Raw genomic sequence first — 22,792 nt, forward strand, 5'->3', positions numbered from 1 at the left:
GTTTTCCATCTATCCATTATGGCTCCCTTCCGCCCTGCTGACAATGCCTTTTTTCACGAAATTCAAGAAAAAACCGCCCTTATCATTATAAGGGCAGTCCATATCCATCCTATTTCACCGCAACATAAAACAGCCGCTGCGCGCCTTTTCCAGCTTCTTTCCACTCAAAATCAGCATATACGCGAACATCTCTGAAGCCAGCCTTCGTCAGCTCCAGCTTCATCCAATCCGGATCATACGCACGCTGAACATGAACCTCTTCAAATCGCTGATACATGTCCTTGCTGCCATCATCCACTCGGGAAAAGATACTCAAATGATGTTCAATTTCACACCGATCACGATCCATGTCACAGGTCCAAATATACGATACCGAGCGTTCGTCCAGCACAAAAGGCTGCTCTTCTTCATAGCGAATCAGGGTATCGGGATGATGCACGTCAAACAGAAATGTTCCCTCTGGCTTCAGCATCTCATAGGTTCGCTGGAACGTACGTACGACATCTTCCTTTTCAAGCAGATAATTAATACAGTCACAAAAGGAAATGACCGAATCCACCGGCTCTGGCACCCTCCAGTCCCGCATATCCTGTTGAACCCAGCGAACACTGCCTTCACGATACAATCGATGACCCTGAGGTGTCCCTTCCATCTTGCTTCGTGCAACAGATAACATATCTGCAGACAGGTCAATGCCCGTCACTTCAAAACCTGAGTTTACCAGCGGAATCGTAATTGAGCCTGTTCCACACCCAAGTTCGGCGACACTCTTTGGCATGCCATGCTGCTCCCACGCTGTTCTTGCAAACCTTATCCAGTCCGGATAAGGCATATCTTCCATTAATTCATCGTACACATAAGCAAATTTACGGTAAGACATGTCAGGCACCGCACTTTCAATTTCATTTTCCGATTCCAAAAGAAAAAGCAGGGGCGTCCGGAGTTCACCCAGCCTTGCCCTGCCCTTCCTCAATTCAATATGACGTTAACGACTATTTGCCTTCATTCGAATCTTTGGGAGCCGAGTCCGACAAATACGTCCAGTTTTCCTTCTGCGTCACCAGTCCGTCTTTCATCAGCTTGCCCAGGGCACGCTTGAAAGCAGATTTGCTGATCCCAAAGCGCTGCTTGATAATATCCGGTGGAGTTGCATCCGAATAAGGCATCCCGCCCGTAGGCCGCTCTTTCATGAACGCGAGCAGCTTGTCTGCATCTTCGTTACGGCCAACCTCTTTGCGAGGGGACATTGCCAAATTGACACGTCCGTCTTCACGAACCAGCGTTACCCGACATTTCACTTTCTCGCCAAGGCGCAGCATGCGGTTACGTTCGGAGGAATGGATCATACCGATGGCACCAAAGCCAAGCACTCCACCTTCAACGAGCACAAATGTACCCATCTGCAGCGGCTTGTACACTGTAGCCTCAACCCATTCGTTTAACCACGATGTTGGAGCATGGAACGACAGCGGAGCAAGTTCGCGTTCTCCGGCCAATTTGGCGCGAAGACGTCCTTGCTTGTCATGTTCCATAATCACAAAAACTTCATCGCCGACTTGAGGACGCAGTTCTTCCAGTTCGGGCAATTCACGTATCGGGAGCAGCAATTGCCGCCCAAGTCCCATCTCGAGGAAACAGCCGAGGCGTGGATGAATATCGGCTACGACCAGCCGTTCCATTTCACCGAGTGTGAGATATGGTTTTTTCATTGTCGCTGCCAAACGGTCCTCTGTATCAAAGAACAAAAAGACCTCCAGCGTTTCTCCAATTTTAACGTCCCGTGTAAGTTCCGTATAATGGAGCAGTACATCTTCCGATCCTGTCGTCAAAAAATAGCCAAACGGAGATACTTCACGGTCAACCGGCAAGGAGACGACCGTTCCTGCAATCAAACTCATACCGTTTCCACCACTTTGGCGTCAGACCACAGGCGCTCGATGTTGTAATATTCACGCTCGTCACGATGGAAAATATGCACAACCACGTCGCCCATATCCATCAGGACCCAACGTGCAGAATCCATGCCCTCGATACCTTTGATGTTCACACCAGCCGCATGCGCCTGTTTGCGAATCTCCGTTGCAATGGATTGTACCTGTGTATCGGAATTCCCGTGACAGATCACAAAATAGTCTGCTACCAGCGAGATACCAACCAGATCCAGTGCTACAATGTTGGATGCTTTTTTATCGTCAGCGGCAGTTACCGCCATATTCATAAGTTCTTTCGATGATAATGTCATGAACCAACCTCCATATTTTATAAATGTGCTATCAGATCGTTCCGCGATAACATGGTCAGGGGGTATATAACCCGGCGCTGCGAGATCAGCAAGCTGATCGTGGAGTCAAAACCGGCAATAAGCCCCTCCTCCAAACTACGCTCCGCCTGTTCTCGAATGTGTTCAACCCCAGGGAAATCTCTTCCTGGTTCGATGTAGTCAGCAAGACAAACCACCTTATCCAGCAGACTCATCCCTACACGGCCTGAAGTATGCCAGCGGATCGCATTAATAATCTCCGGATCATCAACACCATAATCGCGTTGTGCAATAAAGGCACCTACTTCAGAGTGCCAGAGCTGCTTGTCATGCTGCAGGAGTTCTTCGTTCAATCCGTTCTCACGGATGACCGCTTCCATCTCCGATACAGGCCAGTATTTGGCGACATCATGCAAAATGGCTGCCAGGTCGGCTTTCACCGGGTCTGCACCATACTTATCCGCCAACTGAACTGCCTTTTCCATCACGCCAAGCGTGTGCTTCCAGCGCTTCTCCGGCATCTGACCTGAAACGGCTTGAATCAATTCTTCACGGCTTAGTCCCATATAAACCGCTCCTTACAATATATTGATGAACTGCATCAGGAATCATGAACCGCACCGAATGTCCCTTCGCGAGTCTTCTGCGAACAGCTGTGGATGATATGTCCACCAAGGGCATCTCAGCCAGTAAAACATTGTCCTGCAGCTCCTCCGGGAGATCATCCAGATGTAACTGAAACCCTGGCCGACCCACACCGATAAAGGTTAATTTTGCTGCCAGTTCTTCAATCTGTTCCCACTTCGGAAGATAGTTCACCATGTCCGCTCCGATGATGAAGTAAAATTCATGCTCCGGATAACGGCGCCACAATTCCTTCATCGTATCAATCGTATAGGATACCCCGCCAAGCTCCATTTCGATGCCCAGCACTTCATACTGCTCAACACCCTTCACTGCGGCCTCTGTCATATCAAGACGCTGCTGTCCCGAAGCTCCGGCTCCGCGTTTATGGGGCGGAACATGAGACGGCATGAACCAGATCTCGTCAAGTGCATGAGAATCTCTTGCGGCTTCGGCTGCGAGCAGATGCCCCATATGAATCGGATCAAACGTCCCGCCCATGATGCCAATCTTCACCCGTGTCACCGCCTAAGGAAGTTCGATTTGTTTGTTATCGCGTGATTCCTTGTACAGGATGATGGTGCTGCCGATAACCTGCACCAGTTCGCTTCCGGTTTCCCGAGCGACTTCTTCAGCGATCTCATTTTTGTCATCCAGACAATTGTTCAGCACTTGCACTTTCATCAATTCACGCTTCTCGATCGCATCTTCGATGTGACGGAACAGATGCTCGTTGGTGCCCCCTTTACCGATCTGAAATACAGGGGTCAGATGATGTGCTTGTGAGCGCAAGAAGCGCTTTTGTTTACCGTTTAACATGAATACTCCATAACTCCTTATGCTCGGCAGGTCTCGTCAACAGAACTTAACGTCTGGCCGGACCTGACCGTTCAATTATATTTTTCACTTCATAAAACTATCCAATACAGCACGTCTCATGGTCTCTACTGGCGCAGGAATGCCAAGCCAGTGCTCAAATGCGACCGCGCCCTGATACACAAACATGCCGAGACCGCCATGTACAACACATCCACGCATACGTGCTTCACGAAGCAAGCGTGTCTCCAGCGGATTATAGATCAGATCACTTACAGCCGCACCTTCCCGAATCAGCTCGGGATTCACAGGAACATCGTCCACATGGGGATGCATGCCTGCTGCCGTTGTGTTGATCACGATATCGGCTGAGGCTAACACGGCTGCAGCTTCTTCCATGCCGCTGCCTGTGATGTCACCCATCCCAAGCCCTCTCAAATCGGAGGCAAGCATGCTCGCTCGTTCCGCTGTACGATTCAGGATGCTAATTCGTTCCGGCTTCTCCAGCGCCAGTGCATAAATGACGCCTCTCGCAGCGCCTCCTGCCCCGAGAACTGCGATCTTTTTCCCTGTGAGATCGGGAACCGCTTCTTCCTTCAATGAACGTACATAACCAATGCCATCCGTGTTGTACCCTGTCAGTTTACCACCCTCATTGACGATCGTATTCACAGCACCAATCAACCGTGCACTCTCATCAATGACATCGAGGTACTGCATAACCTCTTCTTTGTGCGGTATCGTTACATTAACACCGCGATAACCCAGAGCCACAATGCCTTTAACGGCTGCTTCCAGCTGCTGCGGGCGAACATGGAGCGGCATATACAATCCGTTCACGCCTGCTGCTTCAAGAGCCGCATTATGCATGGCAGGGGATTTGGAATGTCCAATGGGATCACCCATAACCCCGAGCAGGATCGGTAGTGAGGCATAGGCATTCTTCTGTTCTGACATAGGTCCGCCTCCGATCAGTTGAGAATCATTTTGCCGTCAAAGTTAGATCAAAGATGGACGAACCAGTACCCGAATGCCTTTCGGTGCATGCACAGCAACAAGCGCCCCATTTTCACCATTGACCTTAATCCAACCCAGACCAGATATAAACACATCCGACTGGCTGCCGCGTTTAATGCGGAACTCGTGCCTTGTCCATTCTGGCATATCCGCTGCATCCTCACGAGTTGGGGGGGATAGCAGTTCTCCAGCATGGTCACGGTACAGATCATCTGCGCGTTCCAGCTTCGTCCGATGAATATCAATTGCATTGCTTGTATAACAAGTGAAGGACTGGCGATCCCCTTCAATAAAGTCAAAACGAGCCATCGCGCCAAAGAACAGCGTCTGACCTGCATTCAATTGATACACTGCCGGCTTCAGCGGCTTGTCCGGCATGATTGCTGCCAGATCTTTGCGTGATACGATCTCACTGAAACGCCATGGGTATACAATTCCGGGCGTATCAATAATGTATTTTCCGTCATCCAAAGGGATGTTGACCATGTCGAGTGTCGTTCCCGGATAACGGGACGTTGTCAGTTCCTGCTCCAGATCACTATAGTCACGGATGAGACGGTTGATTAGTGTGGATTTGCCCACATTGGTACCACCGACCACGTACACATCACGATCCTCACGGTACGTACCGACAAGCTCCAGCAGTCGGTCGAAGCCCTGATTTTGCTTGGCACTGCAGAGCACGATATCCACTGTACGCAGCCCCTGCTCTTTAGCCTGCTTCTGTACCCAGTTACGAACCTTATTCCAGTTGGTTACTTTGGGAAGCAAATCGGTTTTGTTGACAGCGAGCAGTACCGGATTGTTGCCTACAAAACGCTGCAGACCAGAGATGATGCTGCCATCAAAGTCAAACAGATCAACGATATGGATGACAAGTGCATCCTTATCCCCGATTTTGCTGAGCAGAGCCAAAAATTCGTCCTGATCCACCGTGACGGATGATGACTCATTGTAATTCTTGATCCGGAAGCAGCGCTGACATATAACTGGTTCACGACCCAGCGCTTTCTCTGGGATAAACCCCGGTTTATCCGGATTTTCCGTTTGCAGATGCACACCGCATCCACTGCATCTTACGGCAAGGCTGCCGTTATGCGTTTCTGTCATTTCTTATTTTCCTCCTCGAGCCATAAGCCTTTCTTGCGCAAACTGGTTAGAGCAATCCGTTCCACGCGTCGATTGAAGCGGGTCATGAACCCTTCATCACCAATGGAAATAGGCAGTACCAGCACGGTATAAAGCCCGAGCCGATTACCTCCATATACATCTGTAAGCATCTGGTCGCCTACCACAATCGTTTTTTCCGGAGTTAACTCCATCATTTTCATTGCTCTACGAAACGGTGCATTCGATGGTTTGCGTGCACTATGCACAAACTGGATATCCAGCGGCGTCGCAAACAAAGATACACGATTCAAATTGTTATTGGACACGATCATCAGCTTGAAACCAGCCTGCTTCACACGCGCGAACCATTCAATCAGTTCTGGCGTGGCATCAGGAGCTTTCGCACCAACAAGCGTATTATCCAGATCAGTTATTATTCCACGGTAGCCTTGAGCGTACAGCTCTTCCAGATTAATGTCAAAAACCGTATCTACTCGCAGCTTGGGCATTAACATTTTAAACAAAGAAGTCACCTCAGTTTCATACGACACACTATATCACAAATCTGTCTTTCCTGAAAATGCATACAGTGCCTGATGGTATGGGAAAAAGGAAAAACGGGACGGACATCTTCTATGCCCGTTCCGCTTTGAGTTCCTTGCGCAGCTTCAAGGCTGTCTCATAGACTGCCTTCCAATCATCCGAAGTAACGGAGGCCGGGCTATAACGCGTCTGTTCAAACATTGCAAGCAGCTCATGCAGCGTTGCTGCAGCAGCCGGTTTCGCCTGACTCCAGCGGTTAACGGACTCACGCAGCGTCTCATCTCCGCTTCGGTTCAATCCTTTTCGTTTCACATACCGAATCCAGCGCTCTGTCTCTGCAACCACTTTCTGCTCAGGCGTAAGTGGTCCACCCGTTCGCAGGCGCAGGATCCAAAAACGGAACGAGAAACGATTCCGCCAGAACATATAAGCAACCCATAACCCAAGAACAGCCACAGCGGCCCAAATTACAAAAGCAGGTACGCCGGATGCAGCTTCTTCAGGTGCCGGTGTTTGCTCTTCTTCAACGACTGGTTCCTCTTCAGGTTGCTCTTCAGGTTCATCTACCGGCTGTACATCAGGCTGTTCCGTCAGCAGCGGCATATCAAAACCAGGTGTCGCTTCAACCGGAATCCATCCATATTCGCCAAAGTAGACCTCTGCCCAGGAATGCGCATCTGCATTGGTCACTGTATAGGTGGTCTCAATCTCGGCACCAGGTTGACGCGGTGCCTGCATGTCCGAATTTAGAGACATTTGGCCAGGCGCATAACCTTTTACCCAGCGAGCCGGTATTCCCTCCGAACGTGCCATCATGACCAGTGCCGTCGAAAAGTAATCACAGTACCCCTCACGGATGTCAAACAAAAATCCTTCAACAAAATCACTGCTTACTTTTCGGGATAAATCGGGATTGTTGGTGTAATTAAAGTTTTGTTGTAAATAGTTTTGCAGTAATGCCACTTTTTCATACGGCGTATTTGCCGCAGCTGTAATTTCAGCTGCCAACTCCGTCACCCGGTCCGGGAAGCGGGATGGCATCTGCAGGTACATATCGTCTGCGGGATTGCTCGCGTACAGATCATCAAACGTCTTTGTACGAAGCTCATCTTCAACAATTACGGGCGCTTCAGATACAACTGTGTACGTTTTGGGAAATTGCGGCTGCTGCCGATCCGTTACGATATGCATTTCTGCCTGATTCGCATTCCAAAGCATCCGGCCTGATACGTTCTCGCCATTGACTGAACTCACTTCGGATATCGAGTACGCACCAAAGAGGATTGGATACACATTATCGTTCAGCATGGTTACTTTTTGAGTAACTTGCTTGGTATTCACGTTGCCCGCATCCTCATTCTCCAGGGTTTGTCCAAGTTCTACATACTCTGTGGACACCCGTCTGCGGTCATCCCACCCTGTCCCGGTGTACTCTTCCCGGGTTTCACCGCGCCAGTAACTGCGCTCATTGGTCGCCACCGACATAACAGGCGTGTAGTCAAAATTGAATCCACCGCCCAACTGGTTATCTTCACGGCTGTATCCGGACTCTGTGGAACTTGGAATATCCAGTGTTCCGTTGCCAGCCTGGTTCGTGGAGCTTCCGGTATAGTTACGCCATGCCGTATACGGATCAGTCAATGTAGGCGGAACTTCCGGCATGTTCACACTCGCTACGATAATCAGAGAAAAGATGATGGCGATGTTGGCCAATATTTTGTACGGATAACGAAGCAGACGTTTCCAGCCCTGCGGATAGTGCAGTTGAAAATTGCGGAAATGCTGGCAAACCAGCCAGCCCATCCCTGCAAACATGACCCAGGCCACTTCAATCCATAACGGAATCTGGGTAAAGGAATCCAGAATCCCCATCGATATAATGTTAACACCCAGAAATACAAGGATACGGCGGGTTGTGGTCACCAGTCGAAGAGCAGCTTCAAGCATGACCCATGCACACAGCGAGAACCAGATGTATGGCGTCAAATGCAGCAGGAACTGCTCTGCACGATCGGTGAATGTCCCGTAAGGCATATAAACAGAGTAATCAATGAGCGTTTTATGCAAAATATATATAAGTACAATAGCCTTGATTACCGTTCGGTATATAGGCTTAAAAGGTAAAATGATTTCCAGTACACTGACCGCTGCCAGCGTCCATAATACCAATGATGTGGTCTCCGTATACCATGATTCCTGTGTAAATGAGATCCACTGCATTGCAATCAGGAAGATCCAGAGCAGTGACGCTGCGTGATACCAGGATCTTTTTCCCGTTAGTAGTTCTTTTCCATTTGTACTCATGCAGAACCTCCCCCCATAACCGTTGGAAGTTCCTGCAGATGGGAAACAACAAAGGATCTCGTGCCTTTTCCTCGCAGCATGGCTGACCATTCAGCACTCTGACGGGACTCCTTGGTATCAATAATAATGTGGCACGGAGTCATTCCTCGAGTGTCAGCCCACCGCAGTAATTCCAGTACTTTTTCGTCTTTTTGGGGAGAAATGACTACAAAATAAGCACCCTGAGGCAGCTGACGGGCAAGCTTCTCAATGCCGGGAAGCAGTCGTTTATCCTGGCCATTGTGCTGCACGTCCACCAGGTGGTGCATCATCTTCTGTCGTTCAAGCAGGCTTTCGCTGGGAGGGAGCAGCTTCGTTTGGTCAGATAACGTCAACAGCCCCATGCCCATCCGTTCCCTCGTTCCATACTCCAAAAGCGATGCCGTAGTGGAAACAGCCAGTTCAAACGCTTCCCCTTGCTCGTAGCTGCCCGCCAATGCATCAAGCACCAGAATGGTCTTGGGTACCGATTCATGTTCAAACTCCTTGGATTTCCATGTTCCCGTCTTGGCTGTAGCATTCCAGTGAATTCGGGACAGCCGGTCTCCATATACATAATCACGCACTCCGTTGATTTGGGTTGTTTCCCTGCGGGAACGCGTCTGCGCGGTTTGTGGTCCAGCTAGTCGCGATTTACGATCATATAACTGCCAGTACGGTATAAACACAGTGCGTGGCAGCACCCGAAACTCACCTTTGGCCTTGAATGTGCCGCGGTGCTCGATCAGTCCAAAGATATCCTCGCTTGCACATTCCGTTTCCGAAAACACATATTTGCCTCGTTCAAGCGGCGGAGTCTGAAAAGACAACTCTCCATTTCCCCGCATGTTGGGAATCAGGCTCTCCCTAAAAGACCATGACTCCCCGTTATGACGGTGCAATATTTCACGCACAACCACATAAGGCAGCGGCAAAAAACCCGGAATGGTCAGTTGAAGCTTCACTTGAACCTGGTCACCGGCATGCAAAAGTTCTTCATGATCCTGTCCTGAGGATAGAATACGCACACCGCGTGCACGTTTTACCCCACTGAACCCGGCGATTGCAAGATACAGACAGAGCAGGGTCACCATCGACAACAGCATGATGGACGTTTTCCCGCCCTGGAACAGAACATAAGCCAAACAACAAATCCACACCGCCGCGATGCTCCATACGCGAGGGTGGCGCATTCCTCTTCTGACATTACTCAAAAGCGGCTTCATGAATTATTGCCCCATGGAGACGGGGACACGAACTTGCTGAAGTACAGAATTCAGTACAGCTTCAGAGCTCATGCTGTCCAGTCTCGCTTCAGGACGCAGCACAATCCGGTGGGAGATGACATATGGCGCCATCGTCTTCACGTCATCCGGGAGCACGTAATCACGTTCCTGCAAGAAGGCAAACGCCTTCACCGCCATCATGAATGAGATGGCTGCACGTGGGCTGGCCCCCAGCAGCACGGAAGGATGCGAACGCGTCATGCGAACGACATCAAGCAGATAATCCATCACCGGATCGCCGATAAATACTTCCTTGATCTCCTGCTGAATCGCGGAAATCTGATCCATGTGGGTTACGGATTCCAGCCGGTCCACAGGCTGACCCGATTGATGCTGCTTCAGCAGCGTTTTCTCAATATCCTTGTCCGGATAACCCAGACTTATTTTCAGCATAAACCGGTCAAGTTGTGCTTCCGGCAATGTATAGGTACCTTCAAAATCGATTGGATTCTGGGTAGCACAGAGCATAAACGGATGCGGCAGATCATAAGTATCGCCATCTACCGTCACACTGCGCTCCTCCATGACCTCCAGCAGGGCTGATTGGGTCTTCGTTGTTGCCCTGTTGATCTCATCCGCTAGAAGTATGTTGGTCATGACTGGACCCGGACGGAAATAAAAGCGCTCATCACGCGGATGGAATACGGATACACCGGTGATATCACTTGGCAGAATATCGGGATTACATTGAATGCGGCGGTATTCCCCGCGCATGGATTTCGATAATGCTTTGATCAACTGCGTTTTGCCTGTTCCGGGTACGTCTTCGATCAGAACGTGTCCGCCTGCAAGCAAAGCTGTGAGCAAAAGTTGAATTTCAAAGGATTTCCCCATTATGCAAGATTCCAGATTAGAACGAACTGCTGAAATGATTTGGATCGACTCTTTGCGCACAGGCATGTGGTCTAACCTCCTAAAAAAGCATACAGATTTCCTTTTATTGTACATGAACAACGGGCGCGAGTACACTCGAAGAGAATCACAATTTGTTTCCAGCCGTCAGATTGGCCGCTATTCTCGCATGAGTGCGACAAAAAGCCCCGGATATTAAATATCCGGAGCCTCTCCATTTATGTCGATATAGCTTTAAGATTCTGCCAAGCTTTGTCAGCCTTTCGGCCGAACCACCAGTGCCGCGAGAAAGGAGAAGATAATCGCAGATGATATCCCCGCTGCCGTCAAGTCGAAGATACCGGTAATCACCCCGATCCATCCGTCTTTTTCAAGCTCGGTCAACGCCCCGTGCACCAGTGAATTACCGAAACTGGTAATGGGAATGGAAGCCCCTGCTCCCGCAAATTTGACAAGTGGATCATACCAACCCAATGCGTCCGCAACCGCACCAGCCACAACCAGTGTACTCATGGTATGAGCCGGGGTCAGCTTGACGCCATCCATCAGCAGCTGTCCCACCACACAAATCAAGCCGCCTACAATAAAAGCCCACAAAAATTGCATCTTTTATCCCTCCTTTTCAATGGCTACCGCATGCGCAATACATGGGATGCTCTCGCCCTGCTGGTAGGATATGGGTGACAACAGCGCGCCCGTGGCAACAATCAAGACCCGTTTCAGATCACCTTTCTGCATCCGGTTCAAAATATGTCCGTAAGTTACGGTGGCAGAGCAACCGCATCCGCTGCCGCCCGCTACAACGTATGGCTGCTTCTCCCGGTCGTAAATCATGAGCCCGCAATCATTAAACGTCGTTTGTTCCATGGGTATACCTTCCTTTTGCAGCAGTTCCTTCGTAATCGGGAGTCCAACAGAGGCCAAATCTCCGGTTACGATGAGATCGTAATACCCTGGTTCAAGTCCGGTATCCCGGAAATGAGACACGATGGTATCTGCCGCGGCAGGAGCCATGGCTGCCCCCATATTGAACGGGTCCTTGATTCCGAGATCCATCACTCGGCCAATCGTTGCCCGGGTTACCACAGGACCGTCCCCTGTACGGGAAACCACGCTGCATCCTGATCCTGTTACCGTGTATTGGGCATATGGAGGTTTCTGGGAACCATACTCTGTCGGATAGCGAAATTGCTTCTCCACTGTACAGTTATGACTGACCGTGCCTGCGAGGACATAATTACCTGCACCCGAGTCAACGATTAAGGAAGCTAATGCCAGGCTCTCCATGGATGTGGAGCAGGCTCCAAAAACACCAAGGTAGGGTGCTCCCAGTTTTCGAGCCGAAAATGAACTGCTGATGATCTGGTTCAGAAGGTCACCACCGATAAAAAACTGGAGCTCTTCCTTTGTAATGTTCGCATTAACGAGTGCCAGCTGCGTAGCCTGTTCAAGCAGCTTGCGTTCCCCTTTCTCCCAGGTTTTCTCACCAATCTCCAGATTGTCGTACACGTAGTCAAAATCGGCTGACAGCGGCCCCTCTCCCTCCTCTGGTCCCACAACCGCTGCTCTGCCGATAATTCGTGGACGGTTTTCAAATTGCCAGGTTTGACGTCCGATCAGCTTCATAGATGCCCACCTCCGACTCCCAGGAAGGCGTAAATGATCCCTATAATAAAGGCAGCAACGACACCAAAAACAATAACTGAACCGGCAAGTTTAAACATGTTGGCTCCGACACCCAGGACAAGTCCCTCCGCTCGGTGCTCCAATGCTGCAGAGCACATGGAGTTGGCAAACCCGGTAACCGGAACTGCCGTACCGGCTCCGGCCCATTGAGCGATTTTATCGTAGACCCCAAGACATGTAAGGATGACCGAAATCAGGATCATGACCGCAACTGTAGGACTGGCTGCTTCCTTGGAAGTCATATCAAACCCTGCTTTGAATGCCTCCTGGATAGCTTGTCCAATGATGCAAATGAATCCCCCAACAAAGAAAGCCTTAATGCAGTTTGCCAGGATCGGACGGGCTGGCTCATGTTTTTTGGCAACCTTCTTGTAATCCTGTTCACTGATGGACAGGGATGATGCTTTTTTTCCATTACCGGATCCTTTGGTTTGAGCTGGCAAGATACAGAACCTCCTTTAAAATCAAAATCAGTCGAGCAGCTTAATACTGCCCGGAGCGAGTTAAATCCTATGTTCATTGTTTGTTAATGATGGGAAGGTTATGTATCCGGCGAATTGCAGCATTTGTTTCCAGTTGGGGAGAGCAGCATTTTTGCAGCAGAATCAAGCACGCCGGATCAGAGGGCTATACAAAAATGATATATCCAGGTTCATCATTTTCTTATAAATAAAGAAGCACGATCACGAGTAAAATAAAAAGGACGATAAAAAGGATATCTTCATTGCCTTCATGAGGTGGCTTCATCTGGTGTTCCAACTCCTTCCTGTCGTCAGGCAAATGAATGAGAAACCCGGGGTAGATGGGAATTACAAAGAGCCTCAATGTATGAGTATTCAATACCGCTGCTAAAAGCGTGAGATTATCGCCCATCTATCGCCTGCCTCCATTTTATGGTCCCAAGAATGCCTTAGATACGTGACACAGACATGGACAATTACGTGCGCAAGGTTCATACTATAATGTGACCAGTGGTTAATAATTCGTCCTGCATTTTAGGGGCAGCAGTCCGCCAGCCGTTCTGTCGAGACTGTCATACATACGAGCAGAGGAGTTGTCGACACATGAATGAAAAAACAATGGAGATGTTTCGCACCTTAACAGAGTTCCCATCCGCTTCCGGATTCGAGCGCGAGCTTCGCGGTTGGATGAAGGAACAGCTGTCCAATTATACAGAGGAATTTGTCCAGGATCGTCTGGGGAGTCTATTTGGTGTACTGCGCGGTGAAGAATCGGGTCCCAAAGTGATGGTTGCCGGACACTTTGACGAAGTCGGTTTCATGACAACAGGCATCACGGAAACAGGAATGATTAAATTCCGTCCGCTCGGCGGATGGTGGAGCCAGGCTGTTCTGTCACAGCGCCTGCAGATCATCACTCCAGATCGCCGCATTACGGGAGTTGTAGGTTCAACGCCTACTCACTTGCTGGATGAATCGCAACGAAGCAAACCGGTAGACCTCAACCACATGTACCTGGATATTGGTGCAGATAACCGTGCTGAAGCGGAATCATGGGGCATTCATCCTGGCATGCAAATCGTGCCGATCTGCGAATTCACGCCAATGGCTAATCCGAAGAAAATCATGGCAAAAGCCTGGGATAACCGTTACGGAGTTGGACTTGCTCTTGAATTGGTTGAAGCGCTCCACAAGGAAAAGCTTCCCAATACCTTGTATTGCGGTGCAACGGTTCAAGAGGAACTGGGGCTTCGCGGTGCACGCACCGCTGCCAATCTTATTGAACCTGACATCTTCTTCGCACTGGACTGCAGCGCAGCAAATGACATGACAGGTGACAAACAGTCCTTTGGACATATCGGACAAGGCGCTTTGCTCCGTATTTTTGACCCTGGAATGTTCACCCATCGCGGCATGGTGGAATACGTTCAGGACACGGCTTCTTCGAACCAGATCAAGATGCAATACTTCATCTCCCCTGGTGGTACCGATGCCGGACAAGTGCACCTGAGCGGAATAGGTGTACCATCAACGGTCATTGGCATTTGTGCACGTTACATTCACACCTCTTCTTCCATTATTCACACGGACGACTATGATGCAGCCAAAGCGCTGCTTATCAAACTGGTGAAGGGCATGGATCGCACGACAATTAATACCATTATTGAGAACGCGTAAACGTTGGAACGAGGTTCAAGGTTGAATAGCTTCTACTCTGAACCTCCTTCTACTCTATGAGACATTCTGACTTTGGTTAGAGTGTCTCTTTTTGTGTACAAATCGATTAATCATCCGAACCTTATTGGAAATAACTCATAAGATACAACAACAAGAAGAACTAAACACCAAGCAGTGGGGGACCTGTTATGGCAGTGGGAAGGAACGGAAAATCAAATAAAGGTTCCAAAAAAACAAATGCCGCAAATACCCTTCTCAATGGCAGTCTAAAAGGTAAAAATCTGGAAATCATTGTTGCAGCATTGCTGGTAAGCGGTAAATTAAGAGTAGATGCTGTCACATTATTTCGAGAAGCTACGCTTGTCGTTGAATTGGTTGGACAATATAAAACACTTAAAAATATTACGCCGTCGAACGCAGACAAACTCGTCCAATTCCTTGACGAAATCGGCGACGTAACTCTCGATGATGTTATGCGGGCTTTTCAAAAAAGAATGAATTCCTAAATGGAGTGAAGTGAGGTTGACGTGATGGCTGACTTTGATGGAAATGGATTTGCCGAGCTATTAATCGTAGTCATTCTTGTTGTTTTATTTGTATTTGGCTCGTCGGATATTGAAGGACTCACCGACTCACCATCATCACCATCGTCCTAAGGATCTTTGCGTGCAGTTCAGCCGCTGAACCATTGTTCCGGACATGCAACATGCGGCAAGCATCATTATAAAATTTTTGGTGTTAGGTTTTAGAGGGATATATCAAAACGCCAGTCCATTCAATCTGGACTGGCGTTTTTGATATGCAGCACATGCTTCGTTACAAGAATAACGGTGAAAATGCAATCCAGGCCAAAATTAAGGTCAGTACGATACATACATTCTCTACAACAGCCCCGTGCTTGGTACCCGTACTCATCAAATTTGCTCGTATTCGCCACTTGAGTGGCGGAAGCGGACGAATCCCGCGATTTGTCAAGGAATCTGCTAGCAGGTGCATGGCATAAGCTATTCCTCCAGCTACCCAGATCTCCGGACTCTGCTGATGCGTTGTACTGTATAGAAGTCCTCCCCACACTGCCGTTCCATACACAGTATGGGTTAACCCTCTATGGGTTAGCGTTGTACATAACATGAGCAGACTTCCCGCGATCAGGTTCCATGGTGCGAATGCATGACCATAGAATACAAGCCCCAGTCCAATAACAAACATCAACACTTTGCGGAGTGAACGGGACGGCAGGAAAGAGACCAGTCCAACCAAAATAGCGAGCAGCAGATTCCAAGGCTTGGCCTGCACATAAAAGTACACAAATACAGCGGTGGGCAGCAAAATGGTTTGCAGCAGCCTGATCAAACTATTCGGCAATGCCTTGGATACCAATAAGGAATTCGGTTCGTCGATGTCCGGCAGCAGCGAACCAATCAGAGCAACAGTAACTGCCGGAGCAGTCACTTGCATACCCATTAATTGCAGCACAGATAGCGAAACGCCTGTTCCAATAATCAGGTGGGATCTTCCCATCATGATGCAAAAACTTCCTTTCAAAGAAATAGGGAACGTCATATCCCATTCACGATGTTACAACGAAAAGAAAAAGAGAACAATAGTTCGTATTTCTTATTTTAAATTCAATCCCCACTCTAACAATCCCCTATTCTCATACTCAAATAAAAAACGGTTGCCGTGACGGGGCTCACACTTTTTTATTTGTGACACATATATCGTTCTTAGTGAAATAAATCACATTAAGTGTCAGCAATCCAGGGTATGATTCAAATATAAACCACTACAATTGTTGGTATTGTCCAGTGACTAACCAAGGAGGCTTACACACATGAACGGAAAAAGAGAAAAACTTGTCGTGATCGGTAACGGTATGGCCGGCATTAGTACAGTTGAACAAATTTTGAAATTGACTTCACGCTTTGACATTACGGTCTTCGGCACAGAGCCCTATCCCAATTATAACCGGATCATGTTGTCCTATGTTCTGGAGGGCAGCAAAACCATCGATGATATCGTGCTTAATGATCTGCACTGGTATGAAGACAATGGTATTACGCTTCATACCGGGACAACCGTGTCCCGTATTGATGCAGACAACCGGGAAGTCGTCACGAACGAAGGTACGCGGGTGCCGTACGACAAAATCATTATTGCCACGGGTTCCAGCTCCTTCATCCTTCCCGTCCCCGGTCATGATAAAGAGGGTGTTGTCGGGTTCCGGGATATTGCCGATTGCAACATGATGCTTGAGGCCGCGAAGCAATACAAAAAAGCGGCTGTGATCGGCGGAGGACTTCTCGGACTGGAAGCAGCCAAAGGACTGGTGCAGCTCGGCATGGATGTCACAGTTGTGCATCTGATGCAGGACTTGATGGAACGCCAACTTGACCCTCAGGCTTCTGCCATGTTAAAAGCAGAACTGGAACGTCAGGGTATTCGATTCAAAATGGGTGCACAGACCGCTGAACTGATTGGAGGAGAACGTGTAGAAGGTCTTCGATTTGCCGATGATACCGTGCTGGATGCAGACTTTGTGGTCATGGCCGTTGGGATTAAACCCAATACGGTCGTAGGACGTGAGAGCGGTCTGGAAGTCAACCGTGGCATTGTTGTTGATGACTACATGCAGACCTCGCTGGAGGGCGTCTATTCCGTCGGGGAATGTACCGAACACCGGGGAGTATGTTACGGCCTTGTCGCTCCGTTGTTCGAACAAGGCATGATTCTCGCCAAGCACATCTGCGGCGTGGAGACCGCTCCGTATGAAGGCTCGGTTGTATCCACCAAATTAAAAATTTCGGGTGTGGACGTGTTCTCCACAGGTGAATTTCTCGATAGCCCGGATCATACGGTGATTAGCCATAAGGATGACTGGAAACGGACTTACAAAAAAATTTTGCTGCGGGACAACATCATGGTCGGCGCTGTGCTCTTTGGTGACGTGACCGATTCTGCCGAATTGCAGAAGTTGATCAAACAAAAAACAGAAATGACAGATGAACTGTATTCTTCACTGATGGGTACGGGCTGTGGCGGTCACAAAAAAGCTGCTTCCGTCGAAACGATGGCCGAGGACGAAATCGTATGTGGATGTAATGGTGTGACCAAAGGAACCATTGTCGATGCCATTACGAATCAGGGACTGAGCAGCGTCGATGAGATCAAAGCCTGCACAGGCGCAACCCGTTCATGCGGCGGCTGTAAACCGGTGGTAGAGCAAATTTTGCAATACGTACTGGGAGACAACTTCACAAGCGGTGCCAAACAGGGCATTTGTGGATGCACCTCGCTCAGCCGGGATGAAATTGTGGCCGAAATCAAACAAAAAGGATTGCAGACAACCAAGGAAGTCATGAATGTCCTGGGTTGGAGCCAGCCTGAGGGCTGTTCCAAATGTCGCCCGGCGATTAACTACTACCTCGGCATGATTGCACCGGATACGCATGAAGACGAGAAGGAATCCCGCTTTGTCAATGAACGCATGAATGCCAATATCCAGAAAGACGGCACCTATACGGTGGTACCGCGCATGTATGGTGGCGTAACCACGCCGGAAGAACTGAAGCGCATTGCGGACATTTCGGTCAAATACGATGTAAAAGCAGTCAAGGTTACCGGGGGACAACGTCTCGATCTGATCGGGGTCAAAAAAGAGGATCTGCCGCAGGTATGGGCCGAACTGGATATGCCTTCAGGTTACGCATACGCCAAATCGCTTCGTACAGTCAAAACATGTGTCGGTTCCCAGTTCTGCCGCTTCGGGACCCAGGACTCCATGGCGATGGGCGCCCTGCTTGAACGCAAGTTCGAACGCCTCGATCTGCCTGCCAAATTCAAAATGGCGGTCAATGGCTGCCCGCGGAACTGTGCTGAATCGTGTACCAAAGATATCGGTATCGTCGGTAATGATGGAGGCTGGGAGTTGTTTGTTGGCGGTAACGGTGGGATCAAGGCCAGACTTGCAGACTCTTTGTGTAAAGTGAAAACAGATGAAGAGCTCATCGAACTGTGCGGTGCAATAATCCAATACTACCGCGAGACTGGCAACTATCTGGAGCGTACCTCGGAATGGGTAGAACGTATCGGTCTTGAGCAGATTCGTTCAGTTGTAGTTGATAATCTGGATGAACGCAAAGCATTGATGGACCGCATTGAATTTGCCCTGGGCCATGTAGAAGATCCATGGAAAAAAGCACTTCGAAATGAAGAAGGCCAAACTAAACTGTTCCAAGGAATTGAAGTGTCGGCTCGTCCATAAGGAAGCGAACTTCTTCACTGGATCAATATCATTAAAATCTGCAGGGTGAACCTGCCATAGAAAAGGAGCAGTCCATATGACAACCAAACAATCAGGCACCTATTTTCCGGCGGGAGAGATTGAAGAATTTCTTCCCCGGATTGGGCGGGTGGTAGAAATTGAAGGCCGGCAGCTGGCCGTCTTTCGCGCATCGGATGGTACCGTATTCGCTGCCGACAACCATAACCCCCATCCCAAGGGCGGGCCGCTCGCCGAAGGAATTGTATCCGGTCACTATCTATACGATCCGCTGTACGACTGGAAAATTGACTTATGTACAGGTCAGGTACAGGCACCCGATCAGGGGCAGGTTCAGATGTTTCCGGTGAAGATCGAAAACGGGCATGTCTGGATCGCTGTGTAGCCAGCTCCATAAGTAAAACCTAGATTGATGCACAATAATGGAGGAGACCGTGATGTTTACACCAGGTGTGGAAGGAATTATTGAAGCTGCCGTTAAAAAACGGGATCAGATGAATGCCAGCTTGCCGCGTTACATGGTGGCTGCCTTAATGGCAGGTGCCTACGTGGGCCTGGGGATTATTCTGATCTTTAGTATCGGCGCACCGCTGCTTGCAGCCAAGTCGCCATTGCAAATGATGCTGATGGGCATGTCCTTTGGACTCGCCCTCACCCTCGTCATTTTTGCAGGATCGGAATTGTTCACAGGCAACAACATGTTTTTCACCATGAGCACGCTGGCGGGCCGGACTACGGTTCGGGATACGCTCAAAAACTGGGGGCTTGTTTTCCTCGGTAACCTGATCGGCGCCATTCTGCTCTGTCTGCTGATTGTGGGCAGTGGTCTGTTCAAAACGGCTGGACCCGAGCACATCCTGTTTGCCGTGTCGGCCAAAAAGATGGCTGCACCCGTTACCGAACTGTTTTTCCGCGGCATCCTCTGTAACTGGCTTGTCTGTCTGGCCATCTGGATGGCGGCCCGTTCGAAAGAGGATATTGCCAAACTGGTCCTGATCTGGTGGTGTCTGTATGCGTTTATCGCCAGCGGATATGAGCACAGTGTTGCCAATATGACGCTCTTATCGCTGTCCTGGCTGCTGCCCAATCACCCCGATACGATCACACTGGCAGGTTGGCTGCACAATATGATTCCAGTCACACTGGGTAATATCATCGGTGGTGCCTTGTTTGTTGGCATGGCGTATTGGTTTATTTCACCAGTAAGAAAGAAAGCTTGATTTCATATCGTGAATTTCCATTTATCTTGAATTGACTAAAATATTAATAAACCAAAGGCCACCCTGGATTATGCTGAATATAAGTTCAGCAGACATGGTGGTTTTTGGATTGTTCGCGAGTATCACCCTCCCTCTCCCACTCGAATCCGAATGTCCTGCCCCTTATAAAGCTTTATTTTTTACCTTTTCCGCATACATCGTTAATCCATGGTTAACATAACTAAAGTATAGTCAGTTCATACCCAAACCAACAAAGGATGATTGCTTAGATGGGAATTCATACGTACTTCAGGTCGCTGAACGATCTTGAACGCATTATTCGGACGCCGGGCAAGTTCAAGTTCGAAGAACACTGCGTGTCTGCTCATTCCTGGAAAGTGGTCCAGTACGCCAAGACACTGGCAGATATTGAAGAGCAGCACGGAGTAAGTATTGATTGGAAAAAGTTATATGAAATCACCAGCAGCCATGATTATGGCGAAATCTTCATTGGTGACATCAAGACGCCAGTCAAACATTACTCATTGGAGCTGCGTTCCATGCTGCTGCATGTTGAAGAAGCCATGGTAGAACATTTTATCAACGAAAATATCCCTGAAGAATTCAAGGACATTTTCCGCAGGCAGCTGCGAGAAGGCAAAGACGACACTGTAGAAGGACTAATCCTTGAGGTCGCAGATAAAATGGACCAGGTATATGAAGCCTTCGCGGAGCTGCAGCGTGGCAATACAGAGAAAGAATTCATCGTCATGTACCGCTATGCACTGGTCAAGATCAAAAATATTGACCTCCACTGTGTGCGCTATTTCCTGAACAACATTCTGCCTGACATTATAGAGGAAGGCATTCGCTCCCCGTTCGATATCCGCAAAATAACCGAAGAAGCTTTGTCCCAGTAATCAGTTCTGGACCATCTTGGTTCACCTGTTCCGGGGGACATGGCTTTTTTCGTTATAAAATGTTATTAAAAACTCATAATTGACAAAGAAACGTTTTGTAACTATTATAGTTACAATGGTGGTGATTATCCATGAAACAAATCAGCAGTCGCTTTTCCATTGCGGTTCATACACTCTCCTTGATCGCCGTTGCACCCAATGAATGCACTGGGGATTTCATTGCTTCTAGCGTGAATACGAACCCCGTCATCATCCGGAGGATCATGTCCAAGCTGAAACAGGCTCGTTTGATCGAGGTCAGACCTGGCGTCGGTGGCGCTTCCTTGTTGAAGGATCCGGCAGACATTACCCTACTTGATGTATATCGGGCACTTGAAGTGGCCCAGGACGGGGAGTTATTTAATTTCCATAAACATCCGAACCCAAATTGTCCGGTGGGCAGCATGATCGAACGTACCTTGCGCGCCGAACTTCTTGAGGCTCAGACAGCCATGGAGCAGCGCTTGAATCGCGTTACGATACAGCAGATGATGGATCAGGTTCATGTCCCTGAATAAAAGAAGCTCATTGCGAGCTTTTTTTAACCCTTTGGTTGTAATCACACCTGTTATAACGAACTAGATTACATCCTATAATTTATTTAAAAATACTTAATCTATTGGAGGAACATCTCATGAAAATTTTGGTTACTGGCGCAACAGGACACTTGGGTTCACTGGTCGTAGAAGCTTTATTAAAAAAAGTATCTGCCGCGGATCTGGCTGTAAGCGTACGCAACCCGGAGAAAGCGGAAGCGTTGCGTTCACAAGGCGTTAACGTCCGTCAGGGTGATTTTGATCAACCGGATACCCTTGCCAAAGCTTTTGCCGGCGTGGATCGTTTGCTGCTCATCTCCACAGATGGTGACAATGAAACACGTATTCGCCAACATCAAGCTGCCGTGGATGCTGCCAAGTCCGCAGGTGTTGGTTTTATCGCTTACACCAGCGTGGTGAATGCAGATAAGAACACCCTTTCCTTGGCTGAAGTACACCGCGCCACAGAAAAGGCGATTCGCGAGTATGGTATTCCTTATTCCTTCCTGCGCAACAACTGGTACCTGGAGAATGAAGCAGGCAGCGTGCAAGCAGCAAGCCAAGGTGCTCCATGGGTACATGCAACCAACGCCAGTCAAGTAGGCTGGGCTACTCGCAGTGATTATGCACATGCTGCTGCTGCAGTGCTTATAGGTGAGGGACATGAGAATTCCGTATACGAGTTGTCTGGTAAACTTCGTACCCAAGCTGAGCTTGCGGCCATCGTTGGCGAAGTGCTCGGACAGGACATCAACGTGCAAAACGTGGACGATGCTGCTTACGCCGACATCATGAAGGGCGCAGGTCTGCCTGACTTTGTCGTCTCCATGCTGGTCGATATGCAGAGTGCTATTCGTGAAGGCGCACTCGCTGTAGAAAGTGATACATTGGAAAAATTGCTCGGCCGTCCAGCTCAACCATTGAGTGAAGGTGTTAAAGCAATTTTGGGCAAATAAGTTTTGAGTACGGGAGCTTTTCAGATCTGAGTTCTCCGTGTATAAATTAGAAGAGGCTACAATGGAAATCAAAAAGGGACACACCAACGAATGTTGGATGTGTCCCTTTTGGTGCAGCGACGATCTATACAACGATATAGAAGTTGATCGGATCACCATATACTAAACCAGTCCGATTACGACTTCAATTCGATGTATGTACCGAT

25 protein-coding genes are annotated in these 22,792 nt (G+C 48.9%); 8 read left to right on the plus strand and 17 right to left on the minus strand.

Going from position 1 to position 22,792, the window contains the following annotated elements; genetic code table 11:
• Positions 1 to 109: 109 nt before the first annotated feature.
• From AB3N00_RS17720 to AB3N00_RS17795, 16 genes are all read right to left on the minus strand, one after another.
• Complete coding sequence (locus AB3N00_RS17720) at positions 110 to 880, minus strand: class I SAM-dependent DNA methyltransferase (RefSeq protein ID WP_413035743.1); 771 nt, start codon at positions 878 to 880, stop codon at positions 110 to 112.
• Between the two features lie 112 nt (positions 881 to 992).
• Positions 993 to 1,898: a S1 RNA-binding domain-containing protein gene (locus AB3N00_RS17725; RefSeq protein WP_413035744.1), complete on the minus strand. Its 906-nt coding sequence runs from the start codon at positions 1,896 to 1,898 to the stop codon at positions 993 to 995.
• Positions 1,895 to 2,242, minus strand: coding sequence for a ribosome silencing factor (gene rsfS, locus AB3N00_RS17730; RefSeq protein WP_175397452.1), 348 nt, complete (start codon positions 2,240 to 2,242; stop codon positions 1,895 to 1,897). The genes AB3N00_RS17725 and rsfS overlap by 4 nt, the downstream gene beginning before the upstream one ends.
• Before the next feature lie 17 nt (positions 2,243 to 2,259).
• Positions 2,260 to 2,826 (minus strand): bis(5'-nucleosyl)-tetraphosphatase (symmetrical) YqeK, encoded by a 567-nt coding sequence (gene yqeK / locus AB3N00_RS17735; protein WP_413035745.1) that lies wholly within the window; start codon positions 2,824 to 2,826, stop codon positions 2,260 to 2,262.
• Positions 2,810 to 3,400 (minus strand): nicotinate-nucleotide adenylyltransferase, encoded by a 591-nt coding sequence (locus AB3N00_RS17740; RefSeq protein WP_413035746.1) that lies wholly within the window; start codon positions 3,398 to 3,400, stop codon positions 2,810 to 2,812. The genes yqeK and AB3N00_RS17740 overlap by 17 nt, the downstream gene beginning before the upstream one ends.
• Positions 3,401 to 3,412: 12 nt before the next feature.
• Positions 3,413 to 3,703, minus strand: coding sequence for a ribosome assembly RNA-binding protein YhbY (gene yhbY / locus AB3N00_RS17745; protein ID WP_413035747.1), 291 nt, complete (start codon positions 3,701 to 3,703; stop codon positions 3,413 to 3,415).
• An 84-nt stretch (positions 3,704 to 3,787) separates the two neighbouring features.
• Positions 3,788 to 4,657, minus strand: a complete 870-nt coding sequence (aroE, locus tag AB3N00_RS17750; protein WP_413035748.1) for a shikimate dehydrogenase — start codon at positions 4,655 to 4,657, stop codon at positions 3,788 to 3,790.
• Positions 4,658 to 4,699: 42 nt separating this feature from the next.
• Positions 4,700 to 5,827 carry a ribosome biogenesis GTPase YqeH gene (yqeH, locus tag AB3N00_RS17755; RefSeq protein WP_413035749.1) on the minus strand — a complete coding sequence of 376 codons (1,128 nt, stop codon included), beginning with the start codon at positions 5,825 to 5,827 and terminating at the stop codon, positions 4,700 to 4,702.
• Positions 5,824 to 6,351, minus strand: coding sequence for a YqeG family HAD IIIA-type phosphatase (locus AB3N00_RS17760; protein WP_413035750.1), 528 nt, complete (start codon positions 6,349 to 6,351; stop codon positions 5,824 to 5,826). Before AB3N00_RS17760 ends, yqeH begins: the two co-directional genes overlap by 4 nt.
• A 109-nt stretch (positions 6,352 to 6,460) precedes the next feature.
• Positions 6,461 to 8,674: a DUF3488 and DUF4129 domain-containing transglutaminase family protein gene (locus AB3N00_RS17765; protein ID WP_413035751.1), complete on the minus strand. Its 2,214-nt coding sequence runs from the start codon at positions 8,672 to 8,674 to the stop codon at positions 6,461 to 6,463.
• Positions 8,671 to 9,918 (minus strand): DUF58 domain-containing protein, encoded by a 1,248-nt coding sequence (locus tag AB3N00_RS17770; protein ID WP_413035752.1) that lies wholly within the window; start codon positions 9,916 to 9,918, stop codon positions 8,671 to 8,673. The genes AB3N00_RS17765 and AB3N00_RS17770 overlap by 4 nt, the downstream gene beginning before the upstream one ends.
• Before the next feature lie 3 nt (positions 9,919 to 9,921).
• A complete protein-coding gene (locus AB3N00_RS17775) occupies positions 9,922 to 10,878 on the minus strand; it encodes an AAA family ATPase (protein WP_175397443.1) in 957 nt (318 codons plus the stop codon).
• 207 nt (positions 10,879 to 11,085) lie between these two features.
• Positions 11,086 to 11,436 carry a stage V sporulation protein AE gene (spoVAE, locus tag AB3N00_RS17780; protein WP_175397442.1) on the minus strand — a complete coding sequence of 117 codons (351 nt, stop codon included), beginning with the start codon at positions 11,434 to 11,436 and terminating at the stop codon, positions 11,086 to 11,088.
• Between the two features lie 3 nt (positions 11,437 to 11,439).
• Positions 11,440 to 12,456, minus strand: a complete 1,017-nt coding sequence (spoVAD, locus tag AB3N00_RS17785) for a stage V sporulation protein AD (RefSeq protein ID WP_413035753.1) — start codon at positions 12,454 to 12,456, stop codon at positions 11,440 to 11,442.
• Positions 12,453 to 12,911 carry a stage V sporulation protein AC gene (gene spoVAC, locus AB3N00_RS17790; RefSeq protein WP_413036069.1) on the minus strand — a complete coding sequence of 153 codons (459 nt, stop codon included), beginning with the start codon at positions 12,909 to 12,911 and terminating at the stop codon, positions 12,453 to 12,455. The genes spoVAD and spoVAC overlap by 4 nt, the downstream gene beginning before the upstream one ends.
• Positions 12,912 to 13,179: 268 nt before the next feature.
• Complete coding sequence (locus tag AB3N00_RS17795; protein ID WP_413035754.1) at positions 13,180 to 13,389, minus strand: hypothetical protein; 210 nt, start codon at positions 13,387 to 13,389, stop codon at positions 13,180 to 13,182.
• A 191-nt stretch (positions 13,390 to 13,580) separates the two neighbouring features.
• Between AB3N00_RS17795 and AB3N00_RS17800 the strand changes: the two genes are divergently transcribed.
• The gene (locus AB3N00_RS17800; protein WP_413035755.1) at positions 13,581 to 14,654 is read left to right on the plus strand and encodes a M42 family metallopeptidase; all 1,074 of its coding nucleotides are present in this window, start codon (positions 13,581 to 13,583) and stop codon (positions 14,652 to 14,654) included.
• Positions 14,655 to 14,842: 188 nt separating this feature from the next.
• Positions 14,843 to 15,160 (plus strand): hypothetical protein, encoded by a 318-nt coding sequence (locus AB3N00_RS17805; protein WP_413035756.1) that lies wholly within the window; start codon positions 14,843 to 14,845, stop codon positions 15,158 to 15,160.
• A 310-nt stretch (positions 15,161 to 15,470) separates the two neighbouring features.
• On the opposite strand, the gene AB3N00_RS17810 is transcribed toward AB3N00_RS17805, so the two are convergent.
• The gene (locus AB3N00_RS17810) at positions 15,471 to 16,178 is read right to left on the minus strand and encodes a metal-dependent hydrolase (RefSeq protein ID WP_413035757.1); all 708 of its coding nucleotides are present in this window, start codon (positions 16,176 to 16,178) and stop codon (positions 15,471 to 15,473) included.
• Positions 16,179 to 16,488: 310 nt separating this feature from the next.
• Here AB3N00_RS17810 and nirB point away from each other — a divergent pair, with 310 nt between their 5' ends.
• The 6 genes from nirB to AB3N00_RS17840 all read left to right on the plus strand — a co-directional run bounded on the left by nirB (position 16,489) and on the right by AB3N00_RS17840 (position 22,586).
• Positions 16,489 to 18,918: a nitrite reductase large subunit NirB gene (gene nirB, locus AB3N00_RS17815; RefSeq protein ID WP_413035758.1), complete on the plus strand. Its 2,430-nt coding sequence runs from the start codon at positions 16,489 to 16,491 to the stop codon at positions 18,916 to 18,918.
• Positions 18,919 to 18,994: 76 nt separating this feature from the next.
• A complete protein-coding gene (gene nirD, locus AB3N00_RS17820) occupies positions 18,995 to 19,321 on the plus strand; it encodes a nitrite reductase small subunit NirD (RefSeq protein ID WP_413035759.1) in 327 nt (108 codons plus the stop codon).
• A gap of 52 nt (positions 19,322 to 19,373) precedes the next feature.
• A complete protein-coding gene (locus AB3N00_RS17825) occupies positions 19,374 to 20,156 on the plus strand; it encodes a formate/nitrite transporter family protein (RefSeq protein ID WP_175397435.1) in 783 nt (260 codons plus the stop codon).
• A 269-nt stretch (positions 20,157 to 20,425) separates the two neighbouring features.
• The gene (locus tag AB3N00_RS17830) at positions 20,426 to 21,055 is read left to right on the plus strand and encodes a YfbR-like 5'-deoxynucleotidase (RefSeq protein ID WP_175397434.1); all 630 of its coding nucleotides are present in this window, start codon (positions 20,426 to 20,428) and stop codon (positions 21,053 to 21,055) included.
• 131 nt (positions 21,056 to 21,186) lie between these two features.
• Positions 21,187 to 21,612: an Rrf2 family transcriptional regulator gene (locus AB3N00_RS17835; RefSeq protein WP_413035760.1), complete on the plus strand. Its 426-nt coding sequence runs from the start codon at positions 21,187 to 21,189 to the stop codon at positions 21,610 to 21,612.
• 116 nt (positions 21,613 to 21,728) lie between these two features.
• Positions 21,729 to 22,586, plus strand: coding sequence for an SDR family oxidoreductase (locus tag AB3N00_RS17840; protein ID WP_413035761.1), 858 nt, complete (start codon positions 21,729 to 21,731; stop codon positions 22,584 to 22,586).
• Positions 22,587 to 22,792 lie beyond the last annotated feature (206 nt).

Source organism: Paenibacillus xylanilyticus, assembly GCF_047246825.1.
Classification (GTDB): Bacteria; Bacillota; Bacilli; order Paenibacillales; family Paenibacillaceae; genus Paenibacillus; species Paenibacillus xylanilyticus_B.

Excerpts from the sequence above, each read along its gene's own strand:
- AB3N00_RS17720 (WP_413035743.1), bottom strand. The coding sequence starts at position 880 with ATGTCTTACCGTAAATTTGCTTATGTGTACGATGAATTAATGGAAGAT.
- AB3N00_RS17725 (WP_413035744.1), bottom strand. The coding sequence starts at position 1,898 with ATGAGTTTGATTGCAGGAACGGTCGTCTCCTTGCCGGTTGACCGTGAA.
- rsfS (WP_175397452.1), bottom strand. The coding sequence starts at position 2,242 with ATGACATTATCATCGAAAGAACTTATGAATATGGCGGTAACTGCCGCT.
- yqeK (WP_413035745.1), bottom strand. The coding sequence starts at position 2,826 with ATGGGACTAAGCCGTGAAGAATTGATTCAAGCCGTTTCAGGTCAGATG.
- yhbY (WP_413035747.1), bottom strand. The coding sequence starts at position 3,703 with ATGTTAAACGGTAAACAAAAGCGCTTCTTGCGCTCACAAGCACATCAT.
- aroE (WP_413035748.1), bottom strand. The coding sequence starts at position 4,657 with ATGTCAGAACAGAAGAATGCCTATGCCTCACTACCGATCCTGCTCGGG.
- yqeH (WP_413035749.1), bottom strand. The coding sequence starts at position 5,827 with ATGACAGAAACGCATAACGGCAGCCTTGCCGTAAGATGCAGTGGATGC.
- AB3N00_RS17765 (WP_413035751.1), bottom strand. The coding sequence starts at position 8,674 with ATGAGTACAAATGGAAAAGAACTACTAACGGGAAAAAGATCCTGGTAT.
- AB3N00_RS17770 (WP_413035752.1), bottom strand. The coding sequence starts at position 9,918 with ATGAAGCCGCTTTTGAGTAATGTCAGAAGAGGAATGCGCCACCCTCGC.
- AB3N00_RS17775 (WP_175397443.1), bottom strand. The coding sequence starts at position 10,878 with ATGCCTGTGCGCAAAGAGTCGATCCAAATCATTTCAGCAGTTCGTTCT.
- spoVAE (WP_175397442.1), bottom strand. The coding sequence starts at position 11,436 with ATGCAATTTTTGTGGGCTTTTATTGTAGGCGGCTTGATTTGTGTGGTG.
- spoVAD (WP_413035753.1), bottom strand. The coding sequence starts at position 12,456 with ATGAAGCTGATCGGACGTCAAACCTGGCAATTTGAAAACCGTCCACGA.
- AB3N00_RS17795 (WP_413035754.1), bottom strand. The coding sequence starts at position 13,389 with ATGGGCGATAATCTCACGCTTTTAGCAGCGGTATTGAATACTCATACA.
- AB3N00_RS17800 (WP_413035755.1), top strand. The coding sequence starts at position 13,581 with ATGAATGAAAAAACAATGGAGATGTTTCGCACCTTAACAGAGTTCCCA.
- AB3N00_RS17805 (WP_413035756.1), top strand. The coding sequence starts at position 14,843 with ATGGCAGTGGGAAGGAACGGAAAATCAAATAAAGGTTCCAAAAAAACA.
- AB3N00_RS17810 (WP_413035757.1), bottom strand. The coding sequence starts at position 16,178 with ATGATGGGAAGATCCCACCTGATTATTGGAACAGGCGTTTCGCTATCT.
- nirB (WP_413035758.1), top strand. The coding sequence starts at position 16,489 with ATGAACGGAAAAAGAGAAAAACTTGTCGTGATCGGTAACGGTATGGCC.
- nirD (WP_413035759.1), top strand. The coding sequence starts at position 18,995 with ATGACAACCAAACAATCAGGCACCTATTTTCCGGCGGGAGAGATTGAA.
- AB3N00_RS17825 (WP_175397435.1), top strand. The coding sequence starts at position 19,374 with ATGTTTACACCAGGTGTGGAAGGAATTATTGAAGCTGCCGTTAAAAAA.
- AB3N00_RS17830 (WP_175397434.1), top strand. The coding sequence starts at position 20,426 with ATGGGAATTCATACGTACTTCAGGTCGCTGAACGATCTTGAACGCATT.
- AB3N00_RS17835 (WP_413035760.1), top strand. The coding sequence starts at position 21,187 with ATGAAACAAATCAGCAGTCGCTTTTCCATTGCGGTTCATACACTCTCC.
- AB3N00_RS17840 (WP_413035761.1), top strand. The coding sequence starts at position 21,729 with ATGAAAATTTTGGTTACTGGCGCAACAGGACACTTGGGTTCACTGGTC.